General features: G+C 64.2%; 28 protein-coding genes. 18 read left to right on the forward strand and 10 right to left on the reverse strand.

The features are described 5' to 3' along the window. Window positions 1-49 precede the first annotated feature (49 nt). Entirely contained in the window at window positions 50-1,675 is a 1,626-nt protein-coding gene (locus IVA92_RS10170) for a choline dehydrogenase (RefSeq protein ID WP_247279534.1), read from the forward strand. A 26-nt stretch (window positions 1,676-1,701) separates the two neighbouring features. Then, the gene (hemC, locus tag IVA92_RS10175) at window positions 1,702-2,682 is read left to right on the forward strand and encodes a hydroxymethylbilane synthase (protein ID WP_247279535.1); all 981 of its coding nucleotides are present in this window, start codon (window positions 1,702-1,704) and stop codon (window positions 2,680-2,682) included. Window positions 2,683-2,851: 169 nt separating this feature from the next. Here hemC and hemE read toward each other — a convergent pair whose 3' ends face one another. After that, window positions 2,852-3,886 (reverse strand): uroporphyrinogen decarboxylase, encoded by a 1,035-nt coding sequence (gene hemE, locus IVA92_RS10180; protein WP_247279536.1) that lies wholly within the window; start codon window positions 3,884-3,886, stop codon window positions 2,852-2,854. 106 nt (window positions 3,887-3,992) lie between these two features. Between hemE and IVA92_RS10185 the strand changes: the two genes are divergently transcribed. Beyond that, window positions 3,993-4,208: a hypothetical protein gene (locus IVA92_RS10185; protein WP_247279537.1), complete on the forward strand. Its 216-nt coding sequence runs from the start codon at window positions 3,993-3,995 to the stop codon at window positions 4,206-4,208. Between the two features lie 171 nt (window positions 4,209-4,379). Further along, the gene (locus tag IVA92_RS10190; protein ID WP_247279538.1) at window positions 4,380-6,284 is read left to right on the forward strand and encodes a diguanylate cyclase; all 1,905 of its coding nucleotides are present in this window, start codon (window positions 4,380-4,382) and stop codon (window positions 6,282-6,284) included. Between the two features lie 9 nt (window positions 6,285-6,293). On the opposite strand, the gene IVA92_RS10195 is transcribed toward IVA92_RS10190, so the two are convergent. After that, window positions 6,294-6,512, reverse strand: a complete 219-nt coding sequence (locus tag IVA92_RS10195; protein ID WP_346015457.1) for a SlyX family protein — start codon at window positions 6,510-6,512, stop codon at window positions 6,294-6,296. Further along, a complete protein-coding gene (locus IVA92_RS10200; RefSeq protein WP_247279539.1) occupies window positions 6,502-7,254 on the reverse strand; it encodes a rhodanese-related sulfurtransferase in 753 nt (250 codons plus the stop codon). The genes IVA92_RS10195 and IVA92_RS10200 overlap by 11 nt, the downstream gene beginning before the upstream one ends. A 200-nt stretch (window positions 7,255-7,454) precedes the next feature. On the opposite strand from IVA92_RS10200, the gene ggt reads away from it, so the two are divergent. The 5 genes from ggt (at window position 7,455) to IVA92_RS10225 (ending at window position 13,655) form a co-directional block, all read left to right on the forward strand. Continuing rightward, window positions 7,455-9,041 carry a gamma-glutamyltransferase gene (ggt, locus tag IVA92_RS10205; RefSeq protein ID WP_247279540.1) on the forward strand — a complete coding sequence of 529 codons (1,587 nt, stop codon included), beginning with the start codon at window positions 7,455-7,457 and terminating at the stop codon, window positions 9,039-9,041. 160 nt (window positions 9,042-9,201) lie between these two features. Further along, window positions 9,202-9,816 carry a (2Fe-2S)-binding protein gene (locus IVA92_RS10210; RefSeq protein ID WP_247279541.1) on the forward strand — a complete coding sequence of 205 codons (615 nt, stop codon included), beginning with the start codon at window positions 9,202-9,204 and terminating at the stop codon, window positions 9,814-9,816. Between the two features lie 4 nt (window positions 9,817-9,820). Next, window positions 9,821-10,837: a xanthine dehydrogenase family protein subunit M gene (locus IVA92_RS10215; protein WP_247279542.1), complete on the forward strand. Its 1,017-nt coding sequence runs from the start codon at window positions 9,821-9,823 to the stop codon at window positions 10,835-10,837. 2 nt (window positions 10,838-10,839) lie between these two features. Next, entirely contained in the window at window positions 10,840-13,131 is a 2,292-nt protein-coding gene (locus IVA92_RS10220) for a xanthine dehydrogenase family protein molybdopterin-binding subunit (RefSeq protein WP_247279543.1), read from the forward strand. A 59-nt stretch (window positions 13,132-13,190) separates the two neighbouring features. Further along, window positions 13,191-13,655: an FKBP-type peptidyl-prolyl cis-trans isomerase gene (locus tag IVA92_RS10225; RefSeq protein ID WP_247279544.1), complete on the forward strand. Its 465-nt coding sequence runs from the start codon at window positions 13,191-13,193 to the stop codon at window positions 13,653-13,655. A 151-nt stretch (window positions 13,656-13,806) separates the two neighbouring features. On the opposite strand, the gene IVA92_RS10230 is transcribed toward IVA92_RS10225, so the two are convergent. Beyond that, window positions 13,807-14,025 (reverse strand): CsbD family protein, encoded by a 219-nt coding sequence (locus IVA92_RS10230; protein ID WP_247279545.1) that lies wholly within the window; start codon window positions 14,023-14,025, stop codon window positions 13,807-13,809. 129 nt (window positions 14,026-14,154) lie between these two features. On the opposite strand from IVA92_RS10230, the gene IVA92_RS10235 reads away from it, so the two are divergent. The 3 genes from IVA92_RS10235 (at window position 14,155) to IVA92_RS10245 (ending at window position 15,748) form a co-directional block, all read left to right on the forward strand. Then, window positions 14,155-14,667, forward strand: a complete 513-nt coding sequence (locus tag IVA92_RS10235; RefSeq protein WP_247279546.1) for a cupin domain-containing protein — start codon at window positions 14,155-14,157, stop codon at window positions 14,665-14,667. A 129-nt stretch (window positions 14,668-14,796) separates the two neighbouring features. Continuing rightward, window positions 14,797-15,225 (forward strand): VOC family protein, encoded by a 429-nt coding sequence (locus IVA92_RS10240; protein WP_247279547.1) that lies wholly within the window; start codon window positions 14,797-14,799, stop codon window positions 15,223-15,225. A 34-nt stretch (window positions 15,226-15,259) separates the two neighbouring features. Continuing rightward, entirely contained in the window at window positions 15,260-15,748 is a 489-nt protein-coding gene (locus IVA92_RS10245) for a VOC family protein (protein ID WP_247279548.1), read from the forward strand. A 118-nt stretch (window positions 15,749-15,866) separates the two neighbouring features. Here IVA92_RS10245 and IVA92_RS10250 read toward each other — a convergent pair whose 3' ends face one another. Both IVA92_RS10250 and IVA92_RS10255 read right to left on the reverse strand, forming a co-directional pair. Continuing rightward, window positions 15,867-17,045 (reverse strand): hypothetical protein, encoded by a 1,179-nt coding sequence (locus tag IVA92_RS10250; RefSeq protein WP_247279549.1) that lies wholly within the window; start codon window positions 17,043-17,045, stop codon window positions 15,867-15,869. 2 nt (window positions 17,046-17,047) lie between these two features. After that, window positions 17,048-17,749, reverse strand: a complete 702-nt coding sequence (locus IVA92_RS10255; protein WP_249797227.1) for a FecR family protein — start codon at window positions 17,747-17,749, stop codon at window positions 17,048-17,050. 198 nt (window positions 17,750-17,947) lie between these two features. Here IVA92_RS10255 and IVA92_RS10260 point away from each other — a divergent pair, with 198 nt between their 5' ends. Then, window positions 17,948-19,228 (forward strand): phospholipid carrier-dependent glycosyltransferase, encoded by a 1,281-nt coding sequence (locus IVA92_RS10260; RefSeq protein WP_247279551.1) that lies wholly within the window; start codon window positions 17,948-17,950, stop codon window positions 19,226-19,228. Between the two features lie 57 nt (window positions 19,229-19,285). On the opposite strand, the gene IVA92_RS10265 is transcribed toward IVA92_RS10260, so the two are convergent. After that, window positions 19,286-19,927 carry an OmpA family protein gene (locus tag IVA92_RS10265; RefSeq protein ID WP_247279552.1) on the reverse strand — a complete coding sequence of 214 codons (642 nt, stop codon included), beginning with the start codon at window positions 19,925-19,927 and terminating at the stop codon, window positions 19,286-19,288. A gap of 371 nt (window positions 19,928-20,298) precedes the next feature. On the opposite strand from IVA92_RS10265, the gene IVA92_RS10270 reads away from it, so the two are divergent. The 3 genes from IVA92_RS10270 (at window position 20,299) to IVA92_RS10280 (ending at window position 22,171) form a co-directional block, all read left to right on the forward strand. Further along, window positions 20,299-20,535, forward strand: coding sequence for a hypothetical protein (locus tag IVA92_RS10270; RefSeq protein ID WP_247279553.1), 237 nt, complete (start codon window positions 20,299-20,301; stop codon window positions 20,533-20,535). A 119-nt stretch (window positions 20,536-20,654) separates the two neighbouring features. Continuing rightward, window positions 20,655-20,900, forward strand: a complete 246-nt coding sequence (locus IVA92_RS10275; protein WP_247279554.1) for a hypothetical protein — start codon at window positions 20,655-20,657, stop codon at window positions 20,898-20,900. A 104-nt stretch (window positions 20,901-21,004) separates the two neighbouring features. After that, window positions 21,005-22,171, forward strand: a complete 1,167-nt coding sequence (locus tag IVA92_RS10280) for a crosslink repair DNA glycosylase YcaQ family protein (protein WP_247279555.1) — start codon at window positions 21,005-21,007, stop codon at window positions 22,169-22,171. Window positions 22,172-22,174: 3 nt separating this feature from the next. On the opposite strand, the gene IVA92_RS10285 is transcribed toward IVA92_RS10280, so the two are convergent. Then, window positions 22,175-22,339 (reverse strand): zinc-binding dehydrogenase, encoded by a 165-nt coding sequence (locus tag IVA92_RS10285; protein WP_247279556.1) that lies wholly within the window; start codon window positions 22,337-22,339, stop codon window positions 22,175-22,177. Window positions 22,340-22,476: 137 nt separating this feature from the next. Next, window positions 22,477-23,328, reverse strand: coding sequence for an oxidoreductase (locus IVA92_RS10290; protein ID WP_247279557.1), 852 nt, complete (start codon window positions 23,326-23,328; stop codon window positions 22,477-22,479). Window positions 23,329-23,444: 116 nt separating this feature from the next. On the opposite strand from IVA92_RS10290, the gene IVA92_RS10295 reads away from it, so the two are divergent. Then, window positions 23,445-23,996, forward strand: coding sequence for a TetR/AcrR family transcriptional regulator (locus IVA92_RS10295; RefSeq protein ID WP_247279558.1), 552 nt, complete (start codon window positions 23,445-23,447; stop codon window positions 23,994-23,996). Here the strand turns inward: IVA92_RS10295 and IVA92_RS10300 are convergent. After that, window positions 23,993-24,427 carry a DUF2809 domain-containing protein gene (locus IVA92_RS10300; protein WP_247279675.1) on the reverse strand — a complete coding sequence of 145 codons (435 nt, stop codon included), beginning with the start codon at window positions 24,425-24,427 and terminating at the stop codon, window positions 23,993-23,995. The two genes, IVA92_RS10295 and IVA92_RS10300, sit on opposite strands and share 4 nt — an antisense overlap. Window positions 24,428-24,504: 77 nt before the next feature. Here IVA92_RS10300 and IVA92_RS10305 point away from each other — a divergent pair, with 77 nt between their 5' ends. Then, window positions 24,505-25,827, forward strand: a complete 1,323-nt coding sequence (locus tag IVA92_RS10305) for an MFS transporter (protein WP_247279559.1) — start codon at window positions 24,505-24,507, stop codon at window positions 25,825-25,827. The last annotated feature ends 231 nt before the right edge of the window (window positions 25,828-26,058 follow it).

Genomic DNA, 26,058 nt, shown 5'->3' on the forward strand with positions numbered 1-26,058 from the left:
TAAGTGACGAAGCTGGAAACGCCAACACCAACAAAAAGAACAGTAGCGCATGAACGCAAATTCCTCCCACGCGCCGTCCGATCCCGAATTCGACTACATCATCGTCGGTGCCGGCTCAGCCGGCTGCGTGCTCGCCAACCGGCTCTCGGCGAATGGCAAGCACCGCGTGCTGCTGCTCGAAGCCGGGCCGAAGGATTCCAACATCTGGATCCACGTGCCGCTCGGCTACGGCAAGCTGTTTAAGGAAAAGTCCGTCAACTGGATGTACCAGACCGAGCCGGAGCCCGAGCTGAAGGGGCGCCACGTCTTCCAGCCGCGCGGCAAGACGCTGGGCGGCTCCAGTTCGATCAACGGCCTGCTCTATGTCCGCGGTCAGCACGAGGACTACGACCGCTGGCGCCAGCTCGGCAACACCGGCTGGGGTTATGACGACGTGCTGCCCTACTTCAAGAAGGCCGAGAACCAGTCGCGCGGTGCCGACCAATATCACGGCAGCGGCGGCCCGCTGCCGGTGTCCGACATGATCGTGACCGATCCGCTGTCGAAGGCGTTCATCGACGCCGCGGTCGAGACCGGTCTGCCCTACAATCCGGATTTTAATGGCGCCACGCAGGAAGGCGTCGGCCTATTCCAGACCACGACGCGCAATGGCCGCCGCGCTTCCACGGCGGTGGCCTATCTCGGCCCCGCCAAGTCGCGCAGCAATCTCAAGATCGAGACCTCCGCACACGCTCAGCGCGTCCTGTTCGAAGGGCGGCGGGCGGTCGGCGTCGAATACCGGCAAGGCGCGGCCTTGCGCCGTGCGCGGGCCCGCAAGGAAATCGTGCTGTCGAGCGGGGCCTACAACTCGCCGCAACTGCTTCAGCTCTCCGGCGTCGGCCCGGCCGATCTCCTCCGCACGCATGGTATCGACCTCGTGCTGGAGGCGCCGGGTGTCGGCCACGATCTTCAGGACCACATGCAGGTCCGCATCGTGATGCGCTGCTCGCAGAAGATCACGCTCAACGACACCATCAATCATCCGCTGCGCCGCACGATGGCGGGCGCACGTTACGCGCTGTTCCGGAAGGGCTGGCTGACGATCGCGGCCGGCACAGCGGGCGCGTTCTTCAAGACTAGCCCGCGGCTCGCTTCGCCCGACATCCAGGTGCACTTCCTGCCGTTCTCGACCGACAAGATGGGCGAGAAGCTGCACGATTTCTCCGGCTTCACCGCCTCCGTATGCCAGCTTCGGCCCGAAAGCCGCGGGACCTTGCGCATCAAAAGTGCCGACCCGACCGTGCCGCCGGAGATCCGCATCAACTACATGTCGACCGAGACCGATCGCACCACCAACGTCGAAGGCCTGAAGATCCTGCGCAAGATCCTGAGCGCGCCGGCGCTGAAGCCGTTCGTCGCTGGCGAGGTCGATCCCGGCACGAAAGTATCCACGGATGCGGAGCTGCTGGATTTCTGCCGCGAGCGCGGCAGCACCATCTACCATCCGACCTCGACCTGTCGTATGGGCAACGACGCGCTCGCGGTGGTCGACCAACGGCTGAAGGTGAGGGGGCTTGACGCCCTCCGCGTCGTTGACGGCTCGATCATGCCGGACCTGGTGTCGGGGAACACCAACGCGCCCATCATCATGATCGCCGAAAAGGCCTCCGACATGATATTGGAGGATGCGCGCTAACCCGCGCGCTTCGAGAGGACAAAGACTTGGCTACGCGATTCAAGATCGGCACCCGCAAGAGCGCGATGGCGCTGGCACAGACGGAAGAGATTGTGCGCTGCCTGACCGCCGCCGTGCCCCATCTCGACGTCGAGATCGTCAAATTCGACACGACGGGCGATCTCGACCAGACCAGCAAGCTCCTGCCCCACGGCGGCAAGGGCGGCGCCTTCGTGGCGCAGATCCGCGCCGCCGTGCTCTCGGGCGAATTGCAGGCGGCGATGCACTCGCTTAAGGACATGCCGGGCAACGAGGACACGCCCGGCCTCGTGATCGGCGCCACGCTGTCGCGCGATCCGCCCAGTGACGCGCTGGTGCTGCGTTATGGCGTGACGCTGGAGACGTTTCGGCAAGCGCGCGGCCGAGGCTTCAAGATCGGCACCAATGCCGTACGGCGCGCAGCCTATGCGCGTCGGCTCTTTCCGGAGGCAGAGATCATTCATTTTCGCGGTGCGGCCGACACGCGTGTGCGCAAGCTCGACAACAAGACGAAGCAGCGTCTGCCCGATGGCGGCGAGGTGGGTCCCGCGGATGCGCTGATCATGGCGCGCTCCGGCCTTGATCGCGTCGGCCTTTCCCATCGCATCGCTTACGAATTCACGCCGGCGGAGATGCTGCCGGCCGCAGGCCAGGGCATCGTCGCCGTTGAATGCGCGGCGCAAGATTGGCAGACGCGGCAAATCCTTGCATCGATCGACGATCCCGCCGCGCACGCCTGTGCCAACGCGGAGCGCGAAGTGCTATGGGTGCTCAACGGCCACTGCAATTCGCCGGTGGCGAGCTTTTCGACCAGCGCCGGCGATCGGATGTCGCTGACGGCGTCCGTGCTCGACCTCTCCGGCAACACCATCATCGAGGCCTCGCGTTCAGGCCCCGCCAACCGCCCGCGCGAACTCGGTCGTGCGGTGGGTCTGGATCTGCTGGCCAAGGGTGCCGCCGAGATCATCGAGCGCAGCCGGCCGCGCTAGCCTGCCTGCGAGATCATAATCCGCGATGATGTCATCGTGCCCCTGTTTTGCCCGACGTGTCAAACGCGCCGGGTGAGTCATGCTGGCTTAGATTTTTCAATGACTTGTCTACTGTGCATGGGGTTGTTTTCGCGCTTTTTGTTTTGCCGCGTCCCACCTGCGAAATAAATCAGCCCCGCACGCGCTTCAGCATCTGCTCGACATGGGCGATCGGCGTTTCCGGCTGGATGCCGTGCCCGAGATTGAAGATCAGCCGCCCTTGCCCAAAATTCGCCAGCACGTCGTCGATGGCCCGGTCGAGGGCGGTACCCCCAGTGATCAACACCAGCGGATCGAGATTACCCTGAACGGCGACCTTGCTCTGCACGCGCTCGCGGATGAAGGCCGGCTCCGCGGTCCAGTCAATGCTCACCGCGTTCACGCTGGTCGTCTCGACATAGCCAGGCAACTGCGCGCCGGCGCCGCGCGGGAAGCCGATGATCTTCGCATCCGGCACCTTGGCGCGCACGCCTTCGACGATGCGCCGCGTCGGTTCGATCGACCAGCGCGCGAACTCTGCCGGCGGCAGCACGCCGGCCCAGGTGTCGAAGATCTGCAAGGCGTCGGCGCCAGCGGTGAGCTGCGCCAGCAGATATTCGACCGAGTTGTCGACCAGCACGTCGATAATCTCTGCAAACGCCTCCGGATGCTGGTAGGCCATCAGGCGCGCTGGTGCCTGGTCGGGCGTGCCCTGGCCGGCGACCATGTAGGTCGCTACCGTCCATGGCGCGCCGCAGAAGCCGATCAGCGCGATCTCGGGAGCGAGCGCGCCGCGCACGATCCGCAGCGCCTCGAACACGGGTGCGAGCTTGGAGAAGTCGGCGCGCGCGGCCAGCGTCGCAATCTTCGCCGGGTCATCCAGCGGTTCGAGCCGCGGGCCTTCGCCGACCTCGAAACGCACGGAGCGGCCGAGCGCATAGGGGATCACCAGGATGTCCGAGAAGATGATCGCGGCATCGAAGCCGAATCGCCGGATGGGTTGCAGCGTCACCTCCGCGGCAAGCTCCGGATTGAAGCAGAGATCGAGGAAGCCGCCCGCCTTGGCGCGCACCTCGCGATATTCCGGCAAGTAGCGGCCGGCCTGCCGCATCATCCACATGGGCGGGATGGCCTGGCGCTGGCCGGAGAGCACGTCGATGAAGGGCTTTGACGCAGACTGGGGCACGAATGGTCCTGAAGAGAGTTATGGCTCCTGATACACTGCCGCGGCCCCCAGCGGAACAGGGGAACCAGCGCAATCGGGCCGCGTTGACCAGCCAATGGAGGAGATCATGGCTGAGAGATTCAACCCTGCGCCGCACGACAAGCATGCCGATGACCTGCGCGAGGCGCTCGCCGCCGATCGCAACGCCAAGCTCGACGGCGGTCTGAAGGATACGTTTCCGGCCTCCGATCCCGTCAGCGTCGCGCAACCGACACCCTCGAAGGCGGATGCGGATGCCGAGCACCCCACGCTCTGGGAGAAAGTCAAGGCCATCTTCAGCTAGCGGGCGGGAGTCGTTCCCGAGAGGCGCGGTAATGTTCTGTTAGCAATGCGCTGATGCTTGCGTCCGTACGACTACGGGAAAGAGCGCATATCGCCGCGCATTACCGCGGTTATTTCAGAGTTCACTGGCAGAAGCGGCAGAGTTTCCGAAAAGATCGGAGAATTCTGCCGCATGAGTGCTGCGACCCAAAAAGCCGGATGGAGCCGTCTGCCGCTGCGCGCGGCGGCGTTCGTCGTGCTGACCTGCGTGACCATTCTCGGGGTCAGCGGCTGGCGCGAGTGGGCCGCGCGCGATGCGGTGCTCAAGGGTGCCGAGACCGAAATGGCGAACGTTGCCCGTTCGCTGACACAGCATGCAGAGGACAGCCTCGATCTGCTGGATTCGGGCGTCGTCGGCGTCGTCAGCCGGCTAGAGATGGACGGCGCCGGCCCGGCCACGATCGCGAAGCTGCGCACCCTGCTGGAAGCGCGCAAGAGGGCCGTTGAGCGCATTCACAGCCTCGCCATCATCGACGATCAGGGCAATTGGCTGACCTTGCCCGGCACGATCGGCTCGACCTTCAGCGACGACGCGTTCTTCCGTCATCATCAGCTCTCTGCGAAACGAGAGGCCCATGTCGGCCGCCCCGTGAAGAGCCTACTGGACGGCGAATGGGTCGTCACCCTGTCGCGTCGCTTCAACAAGCCGGACGGCAGCTTCGGCGGCGTGGTGCTCGCGACCATCAGCTCGGAATATCTTTCGCATTTCTACGAGCAGTTCGAGATCGGCCGCAACAGTTCGGTGGCGCTGACGCATGGCGACGGTCTGATCGTTGCGCGCAACCCGAGTAACGACAAATTCGTGGCCCGCAACGTCGGCGACACACCGCTGTTCCGCGACGCCAGCCTGCAGCAGCCGGGCGGCGCCTATCATTTCAAGTCGCCGCTGGACGGCGCCCAGCGCGTCAGCTTCTTCAAGCGCAGCAGCCGTTACCCCTTGGTCCTGCTCGCCACCGTCGATAAGGACGAACTGCTGGCGCCCTGGCGCGCAGCCGCGATCTCCCGCATGCTTTACGTGGTCGCCCTGGTGATGCTGATCGCGGTCATCGGTGCCGTACTGGTGCGGCAGCTGCAACGGGGCCAGCGCATGGCCGCAGCCCTGATCGAAAAGGAGGCTCACTTCCGCCTGCTCGCGGAAGGCTCTAGCGATATGGTGACCCGCATCGGGCTCGACGAGCGGCTGCGCTATGTCTCGCCCTCGTCGGTGCGCCTCGTCGGCTGGCGCGCCAATCAACTGATCGGCACGCCCGCGCTCGCGGGCGTCAATCCGGAGGATCGGCCGCAGGTTCAGGCGATCGTCGACGCCATGAAGCGTGGCGAGAAGGAGGAGGCGCGCCTCGTCTATCGCAACTCGCACCGGGAGAACGGCGAAGTCTGGCTCGAATCGACCATGCGGGTGACACGCAAGGCCAACGGTAACATCGACGGCGTGGTGGCGATCTCGCGCGACATCACCGAACACAAGAAGCTGGAGACCAGGCTTGAGACGCTCGCGATCGAGGACAGCCTCACCGGCCTTGCCAACCGCCGCCGCTTCGACGAACGTCTGAAGGACGAGTGGGCGCGCGCCTATCGCGACCGCTCCAGCCTCGCCTTGCTGATGGTCGACGTCGACCACTTCAAGGCCTACAACGACGAATACGGCCATCCTGCCGGCGATGCCTGCCTCCGCCGGGTGGCGCAGGTCATCGCGGCCGAGATGCAGCGTCCCGGCGATCTGGCGGCGCGCTATGGCGGCGAGGAGTTCGCCATCCTGCTGCCGAACACCGATGCCGAGGGCTGCGCCCGGATCGGCGACCGGATTCGACGGGCGATCCGCGAGGCGGGCCTCGTCCACACCAGCAACTGTGCCACCGGTTGCGTTACCGCTTCGCTCGGAGGCGCAGCCTGCCGGCCGGTGCTGGAGCGCACGGCGGGCGTGGCCTCGCTCGTCGAGGCGGCCGATCAGGCGCTCTACGCCGCGAAAGAGGCCGGGCGCAACCGGTTGATGATGTCGGGCGAGGTGGCCAGCCTGATGCTCAAGGCGTCCGGTCAGTAGCTCATCGTTTCAATAATGCGGCGGGCGCTCGTTGGCAGGCCCCGGCGCATTCGCCTCGGCATCCTGGAGCCGTTCACTGAGCTGCGCAATGTGCCGCGTCAGCGCATCGATCTGCTTCCACTGTGCGGTGATAGTCTGGTTCAGCGTTTCGATGGTGTCGTCCTGATAGCTGAGGCGCATCTCCAATGCGTCGATGCGCTCGCTCAGCGTCTTGATCTCATTCGCCACGGCTGTGCCCCTTGTCGAGTTCGCGCAAAGCGTGGCCGAGCGCGACGCGCTCGTCGAATACGAAACACTCGCCGCGCCAGCGGCTCTGCGTCTCCGGCACCTCTTCCAGATATCTCAGGATGCCGCCCTTGAGGTGATAGACCTCGGCAAAGCCGCGCGCGAGCAGATGCGCGCTGGCCTTCTCGCAGCGAATGCCGCCGGTGCAGAACATCGCGATCCTGCGGTGCTTTGCCGGATCGAGCTGATCGGCGGCAAAGTCCTTGAACTGGCCAAAACTCTTGATGCCGGGATCGACCGCGCCCTCGAACGTGCCCATCGCCACCTCGAAGGCGTTGCGGGTGTCGAGCAGCAGCGTGTCGGGTGCCGCGATCAAGGCATTCCATTCGGCGGCGTCGACATACGTGCCGACGTTCTTGGTCGGATCGGCGGCCGCATCGCCGAGCGTGACGATCTCCTTTTTCAGCCGCACCTTGAGCCGGCGGAACGGCATCGCCGCCGCGGTCGAGAATTTGAGCTCGAGATTGTCCAGCCTGCCGCCGAACATGTCGCCGTGCGCGAGCTCGTCAGTGAAAGCGTCGATCGCCTCCGGCGCGCCCGCGACAGTGCCGTTGACCCCCTCCTGGGCCAGCAGCACGCTGCCCTTCAGGGCCAGGCCAGCACAGAATGCACGCAACGGCTCGCGCAGCTCCCGGTGATCCGGGAGGGCGGCGAATTGGTAGAAGGCGGCGACCTTGTAAGTCATGGCGGCTCGTTTAGCAGGCGACGGCCGCCCGGAAAACCCGCTATGGCTGAAGCCGCGATCCGTCCATATACGCCCAGCGGATGGCAGCCATTTCATTGGTATGCCAGCATTGCTCCGGCTGGCCGGAATATGCCATGTAGGCCGGGTTTTTCCGAGATGGCGCGCCGTCGCGCCGGACGTCCAAGAAAGCAAGAATTCGCATGAGAAACTTCCATTTCCCCGGCAGATCCACGGTCCACGCCACCAACGCGATGGTGGCGACCTCGCATCCGCTGGCCTCGCTCGCCGCGATCGAGGTGCTGCGCGAGGGCGGCACGGCGGTGGACGCTGCGGTCGCCGGCTCGGCCGTGCTTGGCGTGATCGAGCCGCAATCGACCGGCATCGGCGGCGACTGCTTTGCGCTGATCCAACCGCGGGGCGAGGGCAAGATCATCGCCTATAACGGCTCCGGCCGCGCGCCGAAAGCGGCGAACGCCGACTGGTATCTCGAGCGCAAAATCACTTCCGTGCCGCTGACCTCGGCGCATGCGGTGTCGATTCCCGGCGTGGTCGACGCCTTCGCCACCGTGTTGCGCGATCACGGCAAGTTCGGTTTCGACCGGCTGCTCCAGCCAGCGATCAAGGCGGCCGAAGAAGGCTATGTCGTCGCGCCGCGCATCGCCTTCGACTGGAAGAACCAATTCGAGAAGCTGAAGGGTGGCACCAACACCGTGCGTTACCTGTTGCCGGGCGGAAAGCCGCCGGTGGCCGGCGACCTCATCCGCCAGCCGGAGCTCGGCAAGACGCTACGCGCGATCGCCAGGGATGGTCGCGACGCCTTCTATAAGGGCCCGATCGCGGAAGACATGGTCGACACCCTCAGGGGCATCGGCGGCCTGCACACGCTCGACGATTTCGCCGCGCATACGACGGAAGTGACCACGCCGATCGGCACCATGTACAAGGGCTATGACGTCTGGCAGTGCCCGCCGAACGGACCCGGCCTCACTATGCTGCTGATGCTCAACATCCTGTCGCGGTTTGACCTGAAGAAATATGCACCGCTCAGCGTCGAGCGTTTCCATCTCGAGGCGGAAGCCGCGCGCATCGCCTACATGCATCGCGAGTTGCATGTCGCCGATCCCGACCACATGCAGATCGAAGTCGCCAAGATCCTCGCCAAGGAATTCTGCGACGAGCACATCGCCAAGATCCGCATGGACGGCATGCTCGACCTGCCCAACGTCGCACCGCCGATGAATCCCTCGACCATCTACATCACGGTGGTGGACAAGGACCGCAACGTCTGCTCGTTCATCAACTCGATCGCGCATTCCTTCGGCTCGGCGATCGTCTCGAACAAGACCGGCGTCTTGTTCCAGAACCGTGCCGGCGGCTTCCGCATCCAGCCGGGCCATCCCAACTGCATCGCGGGCGGCAAACGGCCGCTGCACACGATCATGCCGAGCCTGCTCACCAAGGGCGGCCGGTCCGTGATGCCGTTCGCGGTGATGGGCGGACAATATCAGCCGGTCGGCCAGACCCATGTGCTGACCAACATCCTCGACTATGGCTGCGACGTGCAGGAGGCGATCGACATGCCGCGCGGCCTGCACTACGAGGGCCAATATCAGCTCGAGGACAGCGTGCCAGCCGCGATCGTCGAAGGCCTGAAGAAGCTCGGCCACAAGACCACCAGCGTGGTCGGTCCGCTCGGCGGCGCCCAGGCGATCTGGATCGATTGGGACAGGGGCACGCTCACCGGCGGTTCCGATCCACGCAAGGACGGTTGTGCGCTGGGCTATTGAGGCGCCCGCGCGGTTCCCCCGCAAGATCAGGAAAAGTTGACAAAGGGCGGCGCGGCATTTGCTGCGTCGCCCTTTCTGGAACGGAGCTCATGGCTTCAGGTTAAGGGGCGATGAGCGGTGCAGGCGTGTGCTGCTTGGTTCGAAGCAGTGGAGGCCGTCCATGTCCGATAAATCAAGTTCCAAAGCATCCGCATTCGATCGGCGCGCCTTTATGGTGGGCGCTGCCGGCAGTGCGCTTGTTCCGATCACGGCGCGCGCAGCCGCGGGGGATACGAGCGCGTCAGTCGCACAAGATCCGGCGCTTCCTGTCGAGGTCACCCTCCACGTCAACGGCAAGGACAAGCGCCTGAGCATCGATCCCCGCACCACGGTGCTCGACGCGCTGCGCGAACACCTCAAGCTCACCGGCAGCAAGAAGGGCTGCGATCACGGCCAGTGCGGTGCCTGCACGGTGCTGATCGACGACCGGCGCGTGGTGTCGTGCCTGACGCTTGCGCTCGCCGCCGAGGGGCAGGAGATCACGACGATCGAAGGGCTTGCCACCGACGACCGTCTGCATCCGATGCAGCAGGCCTTCATCGACAACGACGCATTCCAGTGCGGCTATTGCACGCCCGGCCAGATCATGTCCGCTGTGGCCTGCGTCAAGGAGGGCCATGCAAACAGCGAGGCGGATATACGCGAGTATATGAGCGGCAATATCTGTCGCTGTGCCGCTTATCCCAATATCGTCGCCGCCGTGAAGCAGGCCGCGCCCGAGATCATGAAAGGCTAGGCGCATGCGACCGTTTTCGTATCAGAGGGCAACAGACCCTGACATGGCCGTGCAGGCGCTCAGCGCCGCCGCGGCCGCGAACAATCCGCTGACCCAGGCCGCTGCGCAGCCGCTCGCCGGCGGCACCACGCTGATCGACCTGATGAAGCTGGATGTGATGCGGCCGGCCGCGATCGTCGACATCAATCCGCTTGCGCACGGCTGGTCGGTGATCGAGCCAAATGGCGACAATTTGCGGCTCGGCGCGCTCGCAAAGATGTCCGACGTCGCCGCGCATGACGGCATCCAGCGCAACTACCCGGTGATCGCCAATTCGCTGAAGCTCGCCGCCAGCGCCCAGCTGCGCAACATGGCGACGCTCGGCGGTAACGTGATGCAGCGGACGCGTTGCAGCTATTTCCGCGATGTCTCCTACGAGAATTGCAACAAGCGCCATCCCGGCTCCGGTTGCGCCGCGATGGACGGCGTCAATCGCATGCATGCCGTGCTCGGAATCTCCGACCAGTGCATCGCGACCTATCCGGGCGATTTCGCCCAGGCGCTGATCGCGCTCGACGCCACGGTCGAGATCACGGGCAAGGCCGGCACGCGCAGCATGCCGTTCGCCCAGCTTCACAAGGCGCCGGGCAGCACGCCAGACATCGAAACCACGCTTCAGCCCGGCGAGCTGATCTCGGCCTTTGCGGTGTCCGGACGCTGGCCGCGATCGGTGTATCTGAAGGCGCGCGACCGCCAATCCTACGAGTTCGCGCTGTCTTCGGCTGCGGTGGCGCTCGACGTGCAGGACGGCACGATCAAGGATGCGCGCGTCGCGCTTGGCGGTGTCGCAACCGTGCCCTGGCGAGCGCGCGAGGCAGAGGCGCTGCTCAAGGGACAAAAATTCGACGAAGCCCTCGCACAACGCGCCGCCGATGCTGCGTTCGCAGACGCGAGAGGGCGGCGGCACAACAGCTTCAAGATCGCGCTCGGCAAGCGCGTGGTGGCACGCGCGCTCCAGCAGGCCGTAACGATGGAGATCTGATCATGACTGCTGCTGCTCCCGAGCCGAAGATCAACATGGGCCAGCCCGTGCCGCGCTATGACGCCGTCGTGAAGGTGACGGGACGCGCCACCTATGCGTCGGACATGCCGCTCGCCGATCCCGCCTATGCGTTTCTCGTCACCAGCGCCATCGCCAAGGGGCGAATCGATCGCTTCGACCTCGATGACGCCAGGCGTGTCCGGGGCGTTATCGACATCGTCACGCACGAGAATGGGCCGAAGCTGAAGGAGTCGAAGCTCTTCAGCAATGGCGGCTATGCAGGCACGACGATCCAGCCGCTGAAATCGGCCGACATTGCCCATGATGGCCAGATCATCGCGGTGGTCATTGCCGAAAGCTACGAGGCGGCGCGCGAGGCGGCCAACCGCGTCAAGGTCAGCTACACAGCCGCCGCGCCGAGCGCGACCTTCGACTCGCCCGGAACGACCATTGCGGCCGCGAAGGGACAGAATGCCCAATTCAAGGAAGACCCGAAGGTCGGCAACTTCGCAAAGGCGTTCGAGGAGGCCGAGGTCAAGCTGACCGCGTCCTACGACACCCCGACGCAGCATCACAATCCGATGGAGCTGTTCTCCACCAGCTGCGCCTGGATGGGCGACGAACTCGTCATCTACGAGCCGAGCCAATTCGTCTACGGCCTGAAATATGGCGTCGCCGAACAGCTTGGCATCGACGCCGACAAGGTCCGCGTGGTCAATCCCTATGTCGGCGGCGGCTTCGGCTCGCGCGGCTCGATGACACCGCGCACCGCCATCATCGCCAGCATCGCAAAGCGCCTGAGCCGGCCGATCAAGCTGGTCCCGACCCGCGACCAGGGCTTTACCATCACCACCTATCGCGCCGAGACCCGCCACGAGATCAAGCTGGGGGCGAGCCGTGATGGCAAGCTGCTGGCCTTAAAGCATGAGGGCGCCGAAATCTCTTCGCGCCCCGACGCCTATTGCGTCGGCGGCACCAAGACCACGACGCGGCTCTATGCCTGTCCGAATGTCGACAGCCTCGTCTCGATCGTGCGCGCGGACCGCAACACGCCCGGCTTCATGCGTTCTCCACCGGAGGTGCCGTATCTGTTTGCGCTGGAGAGCGCGATGGACGAGCTTGCGGTGAAATTGAACATGGATCCGGTCGAGCTCCGCCGTATCAATGATACCACCGTTGAGCCGATTGGCGGCAAGCCCTACACGTCGCGCTCGCTGATGGCCTGTTTCGACGAGGCCGCCAAGGCGTTCGGCTGGGCGCAACGCTCGCCGCAGCCGAAATCGATGTCGGATGGCGACTGGCTGATCGGCTATGGCTGTGCCGCCACCTGCTACCCGACCCAGATGGGCCCGGCGGCCGCGCGCGTGCGCCTCCAGCGCGACGGCCGCACCCGGGTCGAGATCGCCGGCCACGAGATCGGGACCGGCGCCTACACCGTGGTCGCCCAGACCGCCGCCGAGCGGCTCGGCGTGCCGCTCGAGAAGGTTGCGGTCTTCATCGGCGACAGCGATCTGCCGCCGGCGCCTGTTGCCGGGGGCTCGAATTCGACGGCCAGCACCTGCTCCGTGGTGATGATGGTGTGCGATCAGATCCGCCAGCGCCTGTTCAAGGCGGCGATGCCGAGCCAGAGCCTGACGGACAAGGCCAAGGAGACCGTGGGCATCGGCCAGACACCGGCCACACAGGCGGCGAAAGGTGACCGCCCGCTCGACCTCGAGAAGGCGTTCGACGCACTCGGTGTCGGCGTCGTCGAGGAGTATGGCGAGTGGAAGCCGGAGGGCGCGCCGCTGGATTCCTTCCGCGCCATGCACAGCGGGCAGGTGCGGCTCGTCGGCGGTCACGCCATGAAAGACCAGATCGCCTATGCCTTCGGTGCGGAGTTCGTCGAGGTCCGCGTCAACCGCTTCACGCATGAGATCCGCTGTCCCCGTCTGGTTGGCGCGTTCGCGGCAGGCCGCATCATGAATCCGCGCACCGCGCGCAGCCAGCTGATGGGCGGGCTGATCTGGGGCATGTCGTCGGCGCTGCTCGAGGCCACCGACATCGACGAGCGCAACGCGCGCTACGTCAACGACAACTTCGCCGACTACCTCGTGCCCGTGAATGCGGACGTGCCCGGCGTTGAGGTCATCCTGCTCTCCGAGCAGGACGATCACATCAACCCGGCAGGCGTGAAGGGTCTCGGTGAGCTCGCCAATGTCGGCACCAATGCGGCGATCTGCAACGCGATCTATCACGCCACCGGCCAGCGCATCCGCAAGCTCCCGGTCCGGCTGGAAAATATCGAGGTGTAGGGGTGGAAACCTCATCGGCGTTGCGCTAGACACCTCCCGCCTCAAACGGAAGGTGCCTCATGCAGCGTTTCCAACGCGCGCTCCTCGCCCTGATGTCGGCACTCGCGATCACCGTGATTGCCAGCGTGTCGCATTTCGTTTCCACCACGGCCTCGGCCCAGACCGCAGGAAAGACCATGACCACAGCTTCAGGCTTGCAGATCATCGACAGCGTCGCCGGCACTGGCGCTTCGCCCAAGGCGGGCCAGATCTGCGTGATGCACTATACCGGCTGGCTCTACGAGAACGGCCAGAAGGGCAAGAAATTCGACTCGTCCGTCGACCGCAACGAGCCATTCGAATTCCCGATCGGCAAGGGCCGCGTCATCGCCGGCTGGGACGAGGGCGTCGCTTCGATGAAAGTCGGCGGCAAGCGCACGCTGATCATCCCGCCGCAACTCGGCTACGGCGCCCGCGGTGCCGGCGGCGTGATCCCGCCGAACGCGACGCTGATGTTCGACGTGGAATTGCTCGCGGTAAAGTGACGGCGCAGCCGTCATTCCGGGATGGTCCGAAGGAGCAGACCCGGAATCTCGAGATCTCGGGTTCGATGCTGCGGATCGCCCGGATGGCTGAGCAAGACAAACAAAAAGACCGGCCTTCCGGCCGGTCTTTTCGCTTTTGGCGATGCGCGCGCTACTCCGCGGCGCGCTTTGCCGCAGCGGCGGCACGATCCATTGCCTCCTTCGCGGCGTCCTTGGCATCGCCCATGGCCTGCTGGCCCTTGCCCTTCACTTCCTGGACTGCGCCTTCGCCCTTCATACGTTCCGAGCCGGTGGCTTCGCCGATGCCCTGCTTGGCCTTGCCGATTGCCTCGTTGGCATTGCCCTTGATCTTGTCGGTCGTGCTGCCCATGAAACTCTCTCCTTCGGGTTCGCTCGCGAAGACAACGTCTCATGACTACGAGGGTTCCGAATTTGCTGTGGCTCGCGGGCGTGGCTTTGGGTTAGTTTGCCGCGCAAGGAACCAACAGAAAGCAGTCCCATGACCGGCCATGACCACACGCATTCGCACCATGCACAGGATCACGAGGATCGCTGGAAACATGACGGCGTACGCGTCATCCCGGGCAACCAGCTCGATACGAATGTGCCATCGACGGCAGGTATGGACCGCGCGGCCGCGATCAATTTCGCGCGGGTCGGCGCCCAGAAATTGTGGGCGGGCACGGTGAGCATCAAGCCCGACGCCAAGACCGGCGCGCATCACCACGGTCATCTCGAAAGCGTCATCTATGTGGTGAAGGGCAAGGCCCGGATGCGCTGGGGCGAGCGTCTGCAATTCACCGCGGAGGCAGGCCCTGGCGATTTTATTTTCGTCCCGCCTTACGTCCCGCATCAGGAGATCAACGCCAGTCCCGACGAGGTGCTGGAATGCGTGCTGGTGCGCAGCGACGGCGAGGCGGTCGCAATCAATCTCGATATCGAGCCGGTCGAGAAGCCCGAAACCGTGCTGTGGATCGACCCCGTTCACCGCGATCCCAACGAGAAGAAGTAAGGCGTCCGAGGAGGAGCGAGGTTCGGAGCGACGGAACCTTGCAGGAGAAGGTCAAAAAATATTCGGAAGCTATGTCGGATGGCCGCCGGCTGGCCCGTCCTAGGGCGGAACCCTGCCAAGGAGCCTCCGATGCCCAAGATGATCTTCGTCAATCTGCCGGTGACCAACCTCAGGCGCGCCACTGCCTTCTACGAGGCGATCGGCGCGGTCAAGAATCCGCAATTCTGCGATGAGACAGCGAGCTGCATGGTCTTTTCCGAGACCATTTTCGCCATGCTGCTGACCCACGACAAATTCCGTCAGTTCACGCCGAAGCCGATCGCGGATGCCAGGACCTCGAACCAGGTCCTGTTCTGCCTATCCGCGGAGAGCCGCAGCGAGGTCGACGATATCGTCGGCAAGGCTGAGGCTGCGGGCGGGGTGGCCGATCCCGGTCCGAAGGACGAATACAGCTTCATGTACGGCCGCAGTTTCGAGGATCCGGATGGCCATATGTGGGGCGTGAACTGGATGGATCTCGCCGCGGCTCCCTTGCAGCCCGACATGGCGACTGCCTGATCCAAGCCCGCCAAGATCGAACAGGAGCATTCAAATGTCGAAGGTCACGCCCTGCCTGTGGTTCAACGGCGACGCTGAAGAAGCCGCCAATTTCTACGTCTCCCTGCTGCCCGATTCCAAGATCGTGCACGTCCAGCGCAACGTCTCCGATGGCCCCTCCGGCAAGCAGGGTTCGGTGCTCGTCGTCGAGTTCACGCTCGGCGGACAGCGCTTGGTCGCGCTGAATGGCGGAATGAAAATGGAGTACACCCACGCGCTGTCGCTGATGATCGATTGCGATGACCAGGCCCAGGTCGACAGCGTCTGGAGCGCGTTCCTGGCGCATGGGGGCAAGGAAGAGCGGTGCGGCTGGGTCAGGGATCGCTGGGGCGTGGCCTGGCAGGTGGTGCCGAAAGTGATGTTCGAATTCCTGTCGAGCCCCGACAAGGCGGCGGCCGCCCGCGCCATGCAGGCCATGATGAAGATGGTGAAGCTCGATGTCGATGTTCTCCGTCGAGCGTTCGAGGGCAAGTCGGCGGCGTGAGGGCCGGACGGATGCCGTAGGGTGGGCAAAGGCGCATTCGCGCCGTGCCCACCAGCGTTCTCAAGGCGAGAGAAAAGCGGTGGGCGCACTTCGCTTCGCCCACCCTAGAGGCTGTGCCTCAATAACTAATCCGCAGCCCCACGCCGCCGTGGATGGTATTGCCGACCGGTTGCGGGCCCAGCGTGCCGTTGGCGAACAGATCCACGATCCAGCCCTTTTGCACGCGGAAGCCGAGGCGGCCGCCATATTCGAACCAGCCCTGGTTGCCCATGGTCGGAACCACCACGCCGTTGCCGGTCACGGTCGCCACGATGCCGCTGTGGCTCGCAAAGGACTGGACCCAGCCGCCGTTGATGTTGGCCTCAATGTTGCTGCCGTAGAGATGCGTCCACTGGCCGCCGATCTTGACCAGGCTGGTGCGGTCGGTGCCGGTCGCAATCGCGGCGTCGAACGGATTGAAAGCCACTGCGCCGTCGGTGTAGCCCGATACCCGCTGCCAGAGCTGCCAGACCTCGATGGAGGCCGCGACCTCGTCGCGCGGCGACAGGCGCCTCATCCAGCCAGCACGGCCATAGACAGCGTAGTTCGAGGCGTTGGTTGAGCTGGTCACGCTCACAGGCCCGAGGCTGGTGTCGTAGCTGCGTGTGTATCGCGCCTTCTCCCAGGGCGTCAGGATCGTGCCGACGTCGAAGAACGGGCGCGACGAGCCCCAGTCGGTGAAGTCATAACGTAGCGCGAAGGCACCGATCGGTGCGCTCGTGACCTTGTAGCCGCCCTCGTTGTAGTGCGTGTAGGCTATGCCGGCGAGCAGCGACAGATTGTTGGTCAGCTCCTTGCGGCCGTGGATGCCGGCGGAGAACGAGCCGGCCGAGCCGAACGCGCTGATGCAGTCGCTGCAATTGACCTGCTCGTTGACGCCGAGCAGCACCGTGCCGAGCACACGGTTGGTGATCATCTGGTTGAAGCGCTGATTGGCGAGGCCACGAATCGAATTGCCGCTGGAATCCGCGCCGGTCGGTGTCGGGCTCGGAGCCGGATACGGGCTCGGAGCGGGCGCAGGATCGGGGCTCGGCGAGGGCGACGGATAGGGGCTCGGCGAGGGGGAGGGCGATGGTGATGGAGAATATGTGGGCGTTGGGGACGGTGAATAGGTCGGGTAAGGCGTCGGCTCACCGCATTCGGATCCGCACGCCGCCTGGGCTACAGCCGGTCGAATATCGAGCGCGACAAACGCAAGCGCAGCCAAGGTGGCCAGCGCGCCGGCGCGGACGAAGCGCTTGAAGCGGAGTTTCGCCATTGTCACCGCCCGCACAGCACGCCGTCGTCTTGGACGGCAGGTGTGATGGTCGGCCAGGCGGCGGCATATTGGTCGACCGCGCAAAGCCCGGCATTCGCGGCGCAGTTGGCGGCAAACGTCCAGGGCGGGGTGTTGGACTTGGTGATGCCGGCCTTGCCGCCGGTGGAGGTGACGATGGCGGTGTCGCCGGGCTGGGTGAGCTGCACGCACTGGGAGCTCTTCGTGCAGACGCTGGCCGCGCCGTCCTGAAGCACGACGACGGATCGGCCACGCTGCGAGAGGATGTCGAGCGTGGTGCCGCGTACGCCGATGGTTGCGAGCGGGGTCGTGATCTTGTAGGCGGTCTTGTCGGAGTGTCCGGTGACGAAGCGGAATGCGCCGGTGGTCATGCGGATCGCGACGTCGCGATAGCTGTGCTCGTCGTTGAAGACGGTGCGGTCGAGCTTCAGCGTCGCGCTCGGGCCCAGTGACAGATTGGTGCTGTCGGCCATGACGAAGCGCGCCGCGCTGCCGGCGCCGGTGCGCACGGTCTCGTCGCGCAGCATGCTGTCGCCGACATTGATCGGCGTGGTGCTCGCGGCCACGCGCGCCACTTCGTTCTGGATCACGACGGCCTCGCCGACGCGCGTCTGCGCCCGAGCGCCAGGACCAGCGCACAATGCGGCTGACAACAGAGAGAGGAAAAGCCAGAAGCGCAAATTCATTTCGCAACCGATCGATGTGTCCCTGATCGTACCGGATCGCGCGCGCTTAAGATGTGGCGGAATTATCACAAGCGGCGTGGACCTGCGTTATGCTTAGTGACAGTTGCGGCAGAATGCGTTCAATGAAACTGCGATCTCTTTTTTGTCCGCGGTGACGCCAATTTGCCACGCACAACATCTCCACAGCCGACGCTCGAATTGTCCGCGGTTCCAAAGGTGTCGCGGAGCGCAGTGATTGCTGTCGCGATTTTCCTGGTTGCTCATCTGGCGCTGCTGATCGGTCTTTCGACGCCGGAGAAGTTCGTCTTCGACGAAGTGCATTATGTGCCGGCGGCGCGGCAGATGCTGACGCCTGCGATGTCGCAGCCGATGCTCAATCCGATGCACCCGCCGCTGGCGAAGGAGCTGATCGCAGCATCGATCGCAGCCTTCGGCGACAACGCGTTTGGCTGGCGCTATCCGGCGACCTTGTTCGGCGCGCTCGCGGTGGTCGCGATCTATCTGTGCGGCCTTGCGCTGTTCTCCGCGCAGGGGCCGGCGATCGCAGCCGCGCTGATCACTGGCAGCAACCAGATGCTCTACGTGCAGGCGCGCATCGCCATGCTCGACATCTTTGCGCTCGGCTTCAGCCTGCTCGCGACCGCCGCCTTCATGCATGGTTTTCGAAGAGAGCGGCCGCATGCGCTGTTCGCACTCGCGGGCGGCCTGTTCGGCTGTGCTGCGGCCTGCAAATGGAGCGGCCTGTTTCCACTGGCCGTCTGCGTTATGATCGTTGCGGTGATTCGCCTGATGCAGGGCTGGCACACGCAGTTCGCCGACGCCAAGCCGAGCGACTGGTATCGGCCCGATCTCTGGCGCGGCTTTCGGGTACAGCATGCCGCGCTCTGCTTCGCCCTTCTGCCCGCGTTGACGTATCTTGCCGCTTTCGTTCCGCTGTACGGATTGTCGTTGCCGGATTTGGTCGAGGCGCAGCGGCGAATCTTCGCCGACAACACCACAACGGCGATCGCCGGCCACACCTATATGAGCGCATGGCCATCCTGGCCGTTGCTCGCCCGCCCGGTCTGGTTCCTGTTCGACAAGACGGCGGAGGACAACGTCGCCGCGATCGTCTTCCTCGGCAATCCGCTGGTGTTGTGGCCGGCGCTGCTCGCGCTCGCGGTCGTGCTGCGCGATTTCATCGTGGCGCGGCGCTGGGATGCGTTCCTGATCGCGGCGTTCTATTTCGGCCCTTGGCTCGCCTGGGCGCTGCTGCCACGCACGCTGGGCTTCATTTACTACTATCTGCCGGCCGCGACCGCGGCGTCGCTTGCGCTGGTCTATGTTCTGCGCCGGGACGGACTGCCGCGCTGGCTGCTGTGGGCCTATGTCGGCATCGCCGCCGCCGGCTTTGCAGTCCTGCTGCCGATCTCCGCGGCCTTTGTCGGCAGCTCAATGCGAACCTTCGGCCGGTTGATGCTGTTCCAGAGCTGGATATGACATCGCCGCCTGCCGGGTTACAGCAGGCGGCGCGTTTCGTCACGCGTAACTAGGAGATCATTTCGACGCGGTCTTGGTGTCCATGTTCACGACCTGGACGCGGCGGTTGACTGGGTCGGCGCCGTTGGCGGCATCCTTCAGCTTGGTCTCGCCGTAACCGACAGTGACGAGATCAGCGCCGTTCAGGCCGTAGTTCTGCACCAGGTACTTCTTGATGGTGTCGGCGCGCCGCTCGGAGAGCCCTTGATTGTACTCCTCGCCACCGGTCGCGTCGGTGTGGCCTGCGACCACGAAGGTCGAACCCTTGAGCGCCGGATCGGACAGCGCTTTGCCGAGCGCCTGCACCGAGGCCACCGAGGTCTTGGCGATCTCGGCCGAGTTGTAGTCGAACTGGATCTCCAGATCGATCTTCGGTTTGGCGGCCGCGAGCTCGGCGATCTGCTCGCGCTCGCCGGTCGAGAGCGACCGGGTCGAGCGGTTGCGCACGGTGTTGAGGAACGTCGATTCCTTGGCCTGCGCGGTGGTATCGGCCGGTGGCCCAACGGACAGGCCGCGGGTCACCGGCTTCGGCTTCAATGCATCCAGGATCTGGCCCGCGGAGACGTTGTTGTCGCCGGCCAGCGCAAGGTTCGCCGTCATCGACAGGGCCGCCGAGAGAGTAATCGCCTTCAGTCCAAAAAATTTATCGAAACGGGTCATTGTCGTATCCTCGCTGTTACGCCTGATGGCGATTTGATGCTGCGAGCATAGGGAAGGTTCAAAGGCCCTGATGTGATCCTTGTCACATTCGAAATCACGAGCCGGAGGTCACAGTGTTCGTTCCGGCTTGCTCCGAACGAGCTCTCTGGCCGCCCCGGACATCCGCGTTTCGCCGATCGTCGCAAAGGCGTCGCCCCAAGGCCCGCCCACGAACAAGAATTCGTCCATATGCGCGCCTAGCAGGCTTTGTCATCCAACAATTCGTCCGCGAGGGAGGCGAGTTCCGTCCAGTGCCGAGGCCAAGTGACTACCAGCGTGACTACCAGTTCTATCGCAGCGGCCCGCCGGATCGGACAGTGTCCCTGAGCTCAATGCCAATCTATATCGGCGCGGCGATGATCGCGGTGGCGATCCTGCTGTCGACATTGATCACGGGGCTGACCTCCCGCTATGTCGGCCTGGAAGCGCCGACCGACGATAACATGTGGCTGGTCGATCGTCTCACTGGCAGCGTCTATCGCTGCCAGTCGGAGGGGCGCGGCAAGGCGTCCTGCGAGCCGGATACTGCTACAGGCAGCCTCGGGGAGCGCCCAAAAGCCGCACGCTAAGGGGGGCTATCGCTGCGGCGCAGCAACGAAAATGTCTTCTCCCTGAAAACTTGTCGCTGAAGAATGGCTCTTGCGTTGGCCGGCACGACGCCGGTTTTGTTCTACGGAGGAGACACTCGATGAAGATGTTGCTTTCGGCTGTTGTGCTCGCGGTGTTCGCGGCCTCGCCGGCTTCTGCGGCAAAGATGCAACCCTGTACAGGCGAGGCTATCGGCAAATCGATGACCGCAATGGGAACCGTCGATTCGCCCGCCAAACAGGCGATGGCCAAGGAAATGGCTGCGGCCAACACCGAGATGAGCAAAGGCAATATGCGCGGCGCCTGCATGCATTACATGAAGGCGCAGAAGATGGGCGCGAAATAGTTTGAGCAGTTCGCTGACAGATCGCGCTGTCAGCAGATGGCAGCGCGGTTTTCTTTGCCTGTCTTGTTTGCCTCAGCGCGAATCCCGCTACATTGCATCCTGCAATGTCCCGCGCTCCCAAGCCTCTCCCTCTCTCGACGACACAGGCCCGGCAGATCTGGCTGCATGCCCAGCGGCTGGACGAGCGTACCCCGTTCGGCGAAGGCGCGCAGGCCGTCGCGCACGCGGTCGCTCATCTCGGCTATGTGCAGATCGACACCATCAACGTGATCGAGCGCTGCCACCACCACATCCTGTTCAGCCGCATCCCGTCCTACCGCCGCGCTGATCTTCGCCATGCCCAGAGCGTCGACCGAAGTGTGTTCGAATACTGGACGCATGCGCTGTCCTACGTGCCGGCGAGCGACTTCCGCTTCTTCCTGCCGGCGATGCGCGAGCACCGGCGCGAAGGGCACAAATGGTTCGACTCGGTGAAGCCGGCCGACACGCGCAAGGTAATGCGGCTGCTGCGCGCCGGTCCGCTCACGATCCGCGACATCGAGGACGACGTGCTCGTCGAGAAGGAACATTTGTGGCAGAGCCGCAAGCCGTCGAAGCGGGCCTTGCAACTTGCCTTCTATACCGGGGCTGTGACCATCAGCGAGCGCCAGGGCATGCTCAAGACCTATGAGCTGACGACGCGCCATTTTGGCTGGGACAAGCTGCCGAAGCCGGCCTCGCCCAAGGAGATCACGGCCTATCTGCTCGACCGCGCGCTGCGCTCACAGGGTGTGGTCAGTCTGGATTCGGTCTGCCATCTCGATGCGCCGCGCAAGAAGGCGGTGGCGGGGCTGATCGCCTCGCGCGTGCGCCGCGGCGAGCTCGTGCCTGTCGCGATCGACGGCGCGGGCAAGCAGGAGCATTGGGCGGTGCCTGCGGTGCTCGAGTCCACCGGCGCGGCGGCGTCGCCCGATCTCGTCCATATCCTGTCGCCGTTCGATCCGCTGATCATCCAGCGCAAGCGCACCAATCTCATCTTCGGCTACAACCATCTGTTCGAAGCCTATGTGCCGAAGGCCAAGCGCAAGCTCGGCTATTTCGCGCTGCCCGTGCTGGTCGGCCACGAGATCGTCGCCGCGCTTGATCTCAAGACGGACCGGCAGGCCAAGAAGCTCTTGATGCAGAAATGGACCTGGGTTGGCGAGGGCAAGAAGACTGCAGGCCGCAAGGAGCTCAAGCGCAAGATCGAGGACGAGCTCGACCGGTTCGAGCGATTTCAGCTTGCGGAGTGAGCCTCACCTCATCTGGACAATGACTTTCCCCTTGGCCCTGCCCTTCGCAAGATAGCCAAGGGCGTCCTTTGCCCGCGCGAACGGAAATACCTTGTCGATCACCGGCCGAATGTGACCCGCCGTGAGAATGTCCGAGATCTGCGAGAGCTGCCCCCCGTCCGGATGCACAAACAGGAATGAATATTCGACGCCGCGTTTTTCCAGCGCCGCGAATGATCTTGCGGCTCAGCAGGCCGAACACCATGAAGAAGTTCATGCCGCGAGCACGGGCGAATGCAGCGCCGGGAGCGGCGGCGCGCGCGCCGTCAAAAAGCTCGTGGGAGACGAGCGGACCGTGACGGCTGAGCCGCATCAAGCCGGAGGTCCTTTCGAATCCCGGCATCGACCAGGCCGGCGGGCGCAAACCTGCGTAGAAGTCGCAGGCGGTTCGCGAGCTTGCCGGCTGTGTATCGAATTTTCGGATGCGTCGCGTTTGCCGCCTTCAATACGGTGTCGGCGACCACATCCGGCGATTCGGCGGTTGCCATGACCTCGTTCACCCGCCTGCTCACGGCCGCGCGTGCTTCGCGATACTCGTCGAGCTTGACGTCCGGCTCGATGAAGTTCGCGTCGAACGGTGTCTTCGTGTAGGCGGGTTCGATGGTGGAGACCCTGATACCCCGCGTGCGCAGCTCGTGGTCAAGCGATTCCGAATAGCCTTCCACGGCGTGCTTGGTCGCCGCATAGAGCGCTCCATAGGGCATCGGCAGAAAGCCAAGGACGGAGCTGATGTTGATGATGCGGCCGCTGCCCTGACCGCGCATCTGCGGCAGGACGGCGCGCGTCACCCGGATCAGCCCAAAGAAGTTCGTCTCGAAAATCGAGCGGGCCTGCTCGATCGAGCTCTCCTCGGCGCCGGCGGGGGCAACGCCGAATCCGGCGTTGTTCACGAGTAGATCGATGCGACCCTCGCGCCCGATCACCTCGCTGACGGCCGCTGTGACGGATTCGTCGCTGGTCACGTCGAGGGCCAGCATCTCGAAAGGCCGCTTGCCTGCCTGAACTCCGCGTCGGCTGGTGCCGTAAACTCTATAACCGGCTGTTGCGAGCCGCTGCGCGGTGGCTTCGCCGATGCCCGACGAGGCGCCTGTCACGAGAGCAATCTTTACCTTGGCCATGACTTTCTCCTGGTGATCGTCGCTGCGCCCGTCAGATTTTGATGACGATCGTAATGTTTGAATTAGATGACGATCGTAATTATAATTGTCAAGACCTCTGATTCGGGACTTCCGACATGCGCGTTTCCAAGGAGAAGGCGGCCGACAACCGCGAGCGAATTCTAACGGCGGCCTCACGCCTGATCCGGGAGCGCGGGATCTCCGGCGTCAGCGTCGACGCGCTGACCGAAGCCGCCGGCATGACGCATGGCGGCCTTTACAGCCAATTTGGCTCCAAGGAGCGGCTAATCGAAGAGGCGGTCGCCGAAGCGATCGTCTCCAAAGGACGCGAACTCCGTGAAACCACCACGGTCGGCGATTATGTTTCCGAATATCTCTCGGTGGCGCACCGGGATGAACCGGGAAGCGGCTGCCCCTTTGCTGCCCTGTGCTCTGAAATGCACCGCCAGAGCCAAGGCGCGCGAGAGCGATTTACCGCCGGCGTGAGTGGCATGATCGGATGGCTCAGCGCCCGCATGGGAGCGGGGGCCGGCCAACGCAAGCGCGATGGGGACGCGATCGTGACTCTGGCCTCTCTGGTCGGAGCGGTTGTACTCGCCCGCGCCGTGAGCGATTCCAAATTGTCAGACGAGATTCTCCGCGCCACCAGGAAGAGGCTGGCTGGCTAGCCGTTGCCTAGGCTGCGCGTTTCCACAAGCCGATCCAGCCAGACGCCGAACACAATGCCGATCACGTAAGCCACCAAATTCCATAACGAGAAGATGCGCCCGAGCAGCAGCGCGCCCGCGGTGGTCAGGCGGAACGCGTCAAGCCAAGGGGTATGCACCAGGCGGGAGAATTCCACGACGACCGCGATCACGACCGCGATAGCTGCCATCTGCATCCGCGTCAGCCGCGGCAGCAAAAGACCGACCAGCAGAAACACCATCGTCGCCCACAACAGCGAGCCGCCGTACTTCACGGCGAAGGCGGGCAGGCCGAGCGGAAAGCCGTACCAGCGCAGAGACAGCCCGCAGACGATCACCGCAAACGCGAGGCCGGCGCGGATCAGCGATGTCCGCAGCAGCGCAACGCGTTTATCCGGCTGCGCTCCGTGCATTGCTCGCTCCATTGACTCTTTGCCCGCGATGCTCAAAACCGCCTCTTAGCTACAAAAGCAACAACACGGGGGAAGCCATGAGCCAGACCACGACCTATGCCGGTTCCGTCGGCGCAGCCAAGTCGGAAATCGAGACCTCGACTATCCGCACTATCTCATGGCGCCTGATTCCGTTCCTGGTGCTGGCCTACTTCTTCTCCTATCTCGATCGCGTCAATCTCGGTTTCGCCGCGCTGACCATGAATGCGGAGCTGAAGTTCACACCGCTGATCTTCTCCTGGGGCGCCGGCATCTTCTTCATCGGCTACTTCATCTTCGAGGTGCCGAGCAACCTCGCGCTGGAAAAATTCGGTGCCAGCCGCTGGATCGCCCGCATCATGGTGACCTGGGGCATCATCTCTGCGCTGATGGCGGCGGTCAGCGGCGTCACGAGCTTCTACGTCCTGCGCTTCCTGCTCGGCGTCGCCGAGGCCGGCTTCTTCCCGGGCATCATCCTCTATCTCACCTATTGGTATCCGGCCGAATATCGCGCCCGCTTTCTCGCGGCCTTCGCCATCGCCGTTCCGGTCTCGACCGTGATCGGCGCGCCGGTCTCGGGCCTCCTGCTCGGGCTCGACGGCCTGATGGGGCTGAAGGGCTGGCAATGGCTTTTCATCATCGAAGGCATTCCTTCCGTGCTGCTCGGCATCGTCACCTGGTTCTATCTCACCGACAGGCCGGAGAAGGCGAATTGGCTCTCGGCCGAGCAGAAGGCCTGGCTCAAGGCCAAGCTCGATTCTGAGATCGCAATCAAGCAGGCGGTGAAGCATCCATCGCTCGGCCAAGCGTTGTCGTCGCCGAAGGTGATCGCGCTCAGCCTGATCTATTTCGGCTTCGTCGGCGCGCTCTATGGCATGCAGTTCTGGCTGCCGCAGATCGTCAAGGCGTTCGGCCTCACCAACGCGCAGACCGGCTTCGTCACCGCGATTCCCTATCTGTTCGGCACCATCGCGATGGTGCTGTGGGCGCGGCATTCGGATGCGACACGCGAGCGCGTGATGCATGTCGGCGCGCCGCTGCTGCTCACCGCGGTTGCGCTCGGCATCTCCTCTTATCTCACCGATCCAGCCCTCACGATGGTTGTGCTGACGGTGGCGGCCATTGGGGTGTTCTGCTGCTTCGGCGTGTTCTGGACCTTGCCGACCGCCTGGCTGTCCGGCACCGCGGCGGCCGGCGCGATCGCCCTGATCAACTCGGTCGGCAACCTCGCCGGCTTCGGCGGGCCCTATCTGATCGGTTGGGTCAAGGAAGCAACTGGCCAAACCTCAAGCGGCCTGCTCGTGCTCGCCGTCTTGCCGCTGATCGCCGGCCTCCTGGTCTTCGTCGGCGGCCATGACAGCAAGCACGAGTTCGCCGAATAGGAACGGCGAGGGAGCACCTGCAGTGGGCCAAGGCGTGCTCTTCGCACGCGGTGCCCATCTCCCCGCTTGTGACTGTCGAGGTGGCACGCGTCCGCCTTCGCTCTTCGAGCTGGGGCGGACATCTCGCGTTGTCCGCCCTACCATCGCACCTTCCTGACAACGGGGACAATCCTTACCAGCCCTTAACGATCACGGATTCCTGATGACTGACGATTATTGACTTTTGTCAGT

It is taken from the genome of Bradyrhizobium sp. 154, assembly GCF_023073875.1.
Taxonomy (GTDB): domain Bacteria; phylum Pseudomonadota; class Alphaproteobacteria; order Rhizobiales; family Xanthobacteraceae; genus Bradyrhizobium.

Coding starts and splice junctions, on each gene's coding strand:
- IVA92_RS10170 (WP_247279534.1), top strand. CDS start 50: ATGAACGCAAATTCCTCCCACGCGCCGTCCGATCCCGAATTCGACTAC.
- IVA92_RS10185 (WP_247279537.1), top strand. CDS start 3,993: ATGGCTGAGAGATTCAACCCTGCGCCGCACGACAAGCATGCCGATGAC.
- IVA92_RS10190 (WP_247279538.1), top strand. CDS start 4,380: ATGAGTGCTGCGACCCAAAAAGCCGGATGGAGCCGTCTGCCGCTGCGC.
- IVA92_RS10200 (WP_247279539.1), bottom strand. CDS start 7,254: ATGACTTACAAGGTCGCCGCCTTCTACCAATTCGCCGCCCTCCCGGAT.
- ggt (WP_247279540.1), top strand. CDS start 7,455: ATGAGAAACTTCCATTTCCCCGGCAGATCCACGGTCCACGCCACCAAC.
- IVA92_RS10210 (WP_247279541.1), top strand. CDS start 9,202: ATGTCCGATAAATCAAGTTCCAAAGCATCCGCATTCGATCGGCGCGCC.
- IVA92_RS10215 (WP_247279542.1), top strand. CDS start 9,821: ATGCGACCGTTTTCGTATCAGAGGGCAACAGACCCTGACATGGCCGTG.
- IVA92_RS10220 (WP_247279543.1), top strand. CDS start 10,840: ATGACTGCTGCTGCTCCCGAGCCGAAGATCAACATGGGCCAGCCCGTG.
- IVA92_RS10225 (WP_247279544.1), top strand. CDS start 13,191: ATGCAGCGTTTCCAACGCGCGCTCCTCGCCCTGATGTCGGCACTCGCG.
- IVA92_RS10230 (WP_247279545.1), bottom strand. CDS start 14,025: ATGGGCAGCACGACCGACAAGATCAAGGGCAATGCCAACGAGGCAATC.
- IVA92_RS10235 (WP_247279546.1), top strand. CDS start 14,155: ATGACCGGCCATGACCACACGCATTCGCACCATGCACAGGATCACGAG.
- IVA92_RS10240 (WP_247279547.1), top strand. CDS start 14,797: ATGCCCAAGATGATCTTCGTCAATCTGCCGGTGACCAACCTCAGGCGC.
- IVA92_RS10245 (WP_247279548.1), top strand. CDS start 15,260: ATGTCGAAGGTCACGCCCTGCCTGTGGTTCAACGGCGACGCTGAAGAA.
- IVA92_RS10250 (WP_247279549.1), bottom strand. CDS start 17,045: ATGGCGAAACTCCGCTTCAAGCGCTTCGTCCGCGCCGGCGCGCTGGCC.
- IVA92_RS10255 (WP_249797227.1), bottom strand. CDS start 17,749: ATGAATTTGCGCTTCTGGCTTTTCCTCTCTCTGTTGTCAGCCGCATTG.
- IVA92_RS10265 (WP_247279552.1), bottom strand. CDS start 19,927: ATGACCCGTTTCGATAAATTTTTTGGACTGAAGGCGATTACTCTCTCG.
- IVA92_RS10270 (WP_247279553.1), top strand. CDS start 20,299: ATGCCAATCTATATCGGCGCGGCGATGATCGCGGTGGCGATCCTGCTG.
- IVA92_RS10275 (WP_247279554.1), top strand. CDS start 20,655: ATGAAGATGTTGCTTTCGGCTGTTGTGCTCGCGGTGTTCGCGGCCTCG.
- IVA92_RS10280 (WP_247279555.1), top strand. CDS start 21,005: ATGTCCCGCGCTCCCAAGCCTCTCCCTCTCTCGACGACACAGGCCCGG.
- IVA92_RS10290 (WP_247279557.1), bottom strand. CDS start 23,328: ATGGCCAAGGTAAAGATTGCTCTCGTGACAGGCGCCTCGTCGGGCATC.
- IVA92_RS10295 (WP_247279558.1), top strand. CDS start 23,445: ATGCGCGTTTCCAAGGAGAAGGCGGCCGACAACCGCGAGCGAATTCTA.
- IVA92_RS10300 (WP_247279675.1), bottom strand. CDS start 24,427: ATGCACGGAGCGCAGCCGGATAAACGCGTTGCGCTGCTGCGGACATCG.
- IVA92_RS10305 (WP_247279559.1), top strand. CDS start 24,505: ATGAGCCAGACCACGACCTATGCCGGTTCCGTCGGCGCAGCCAAGTCG.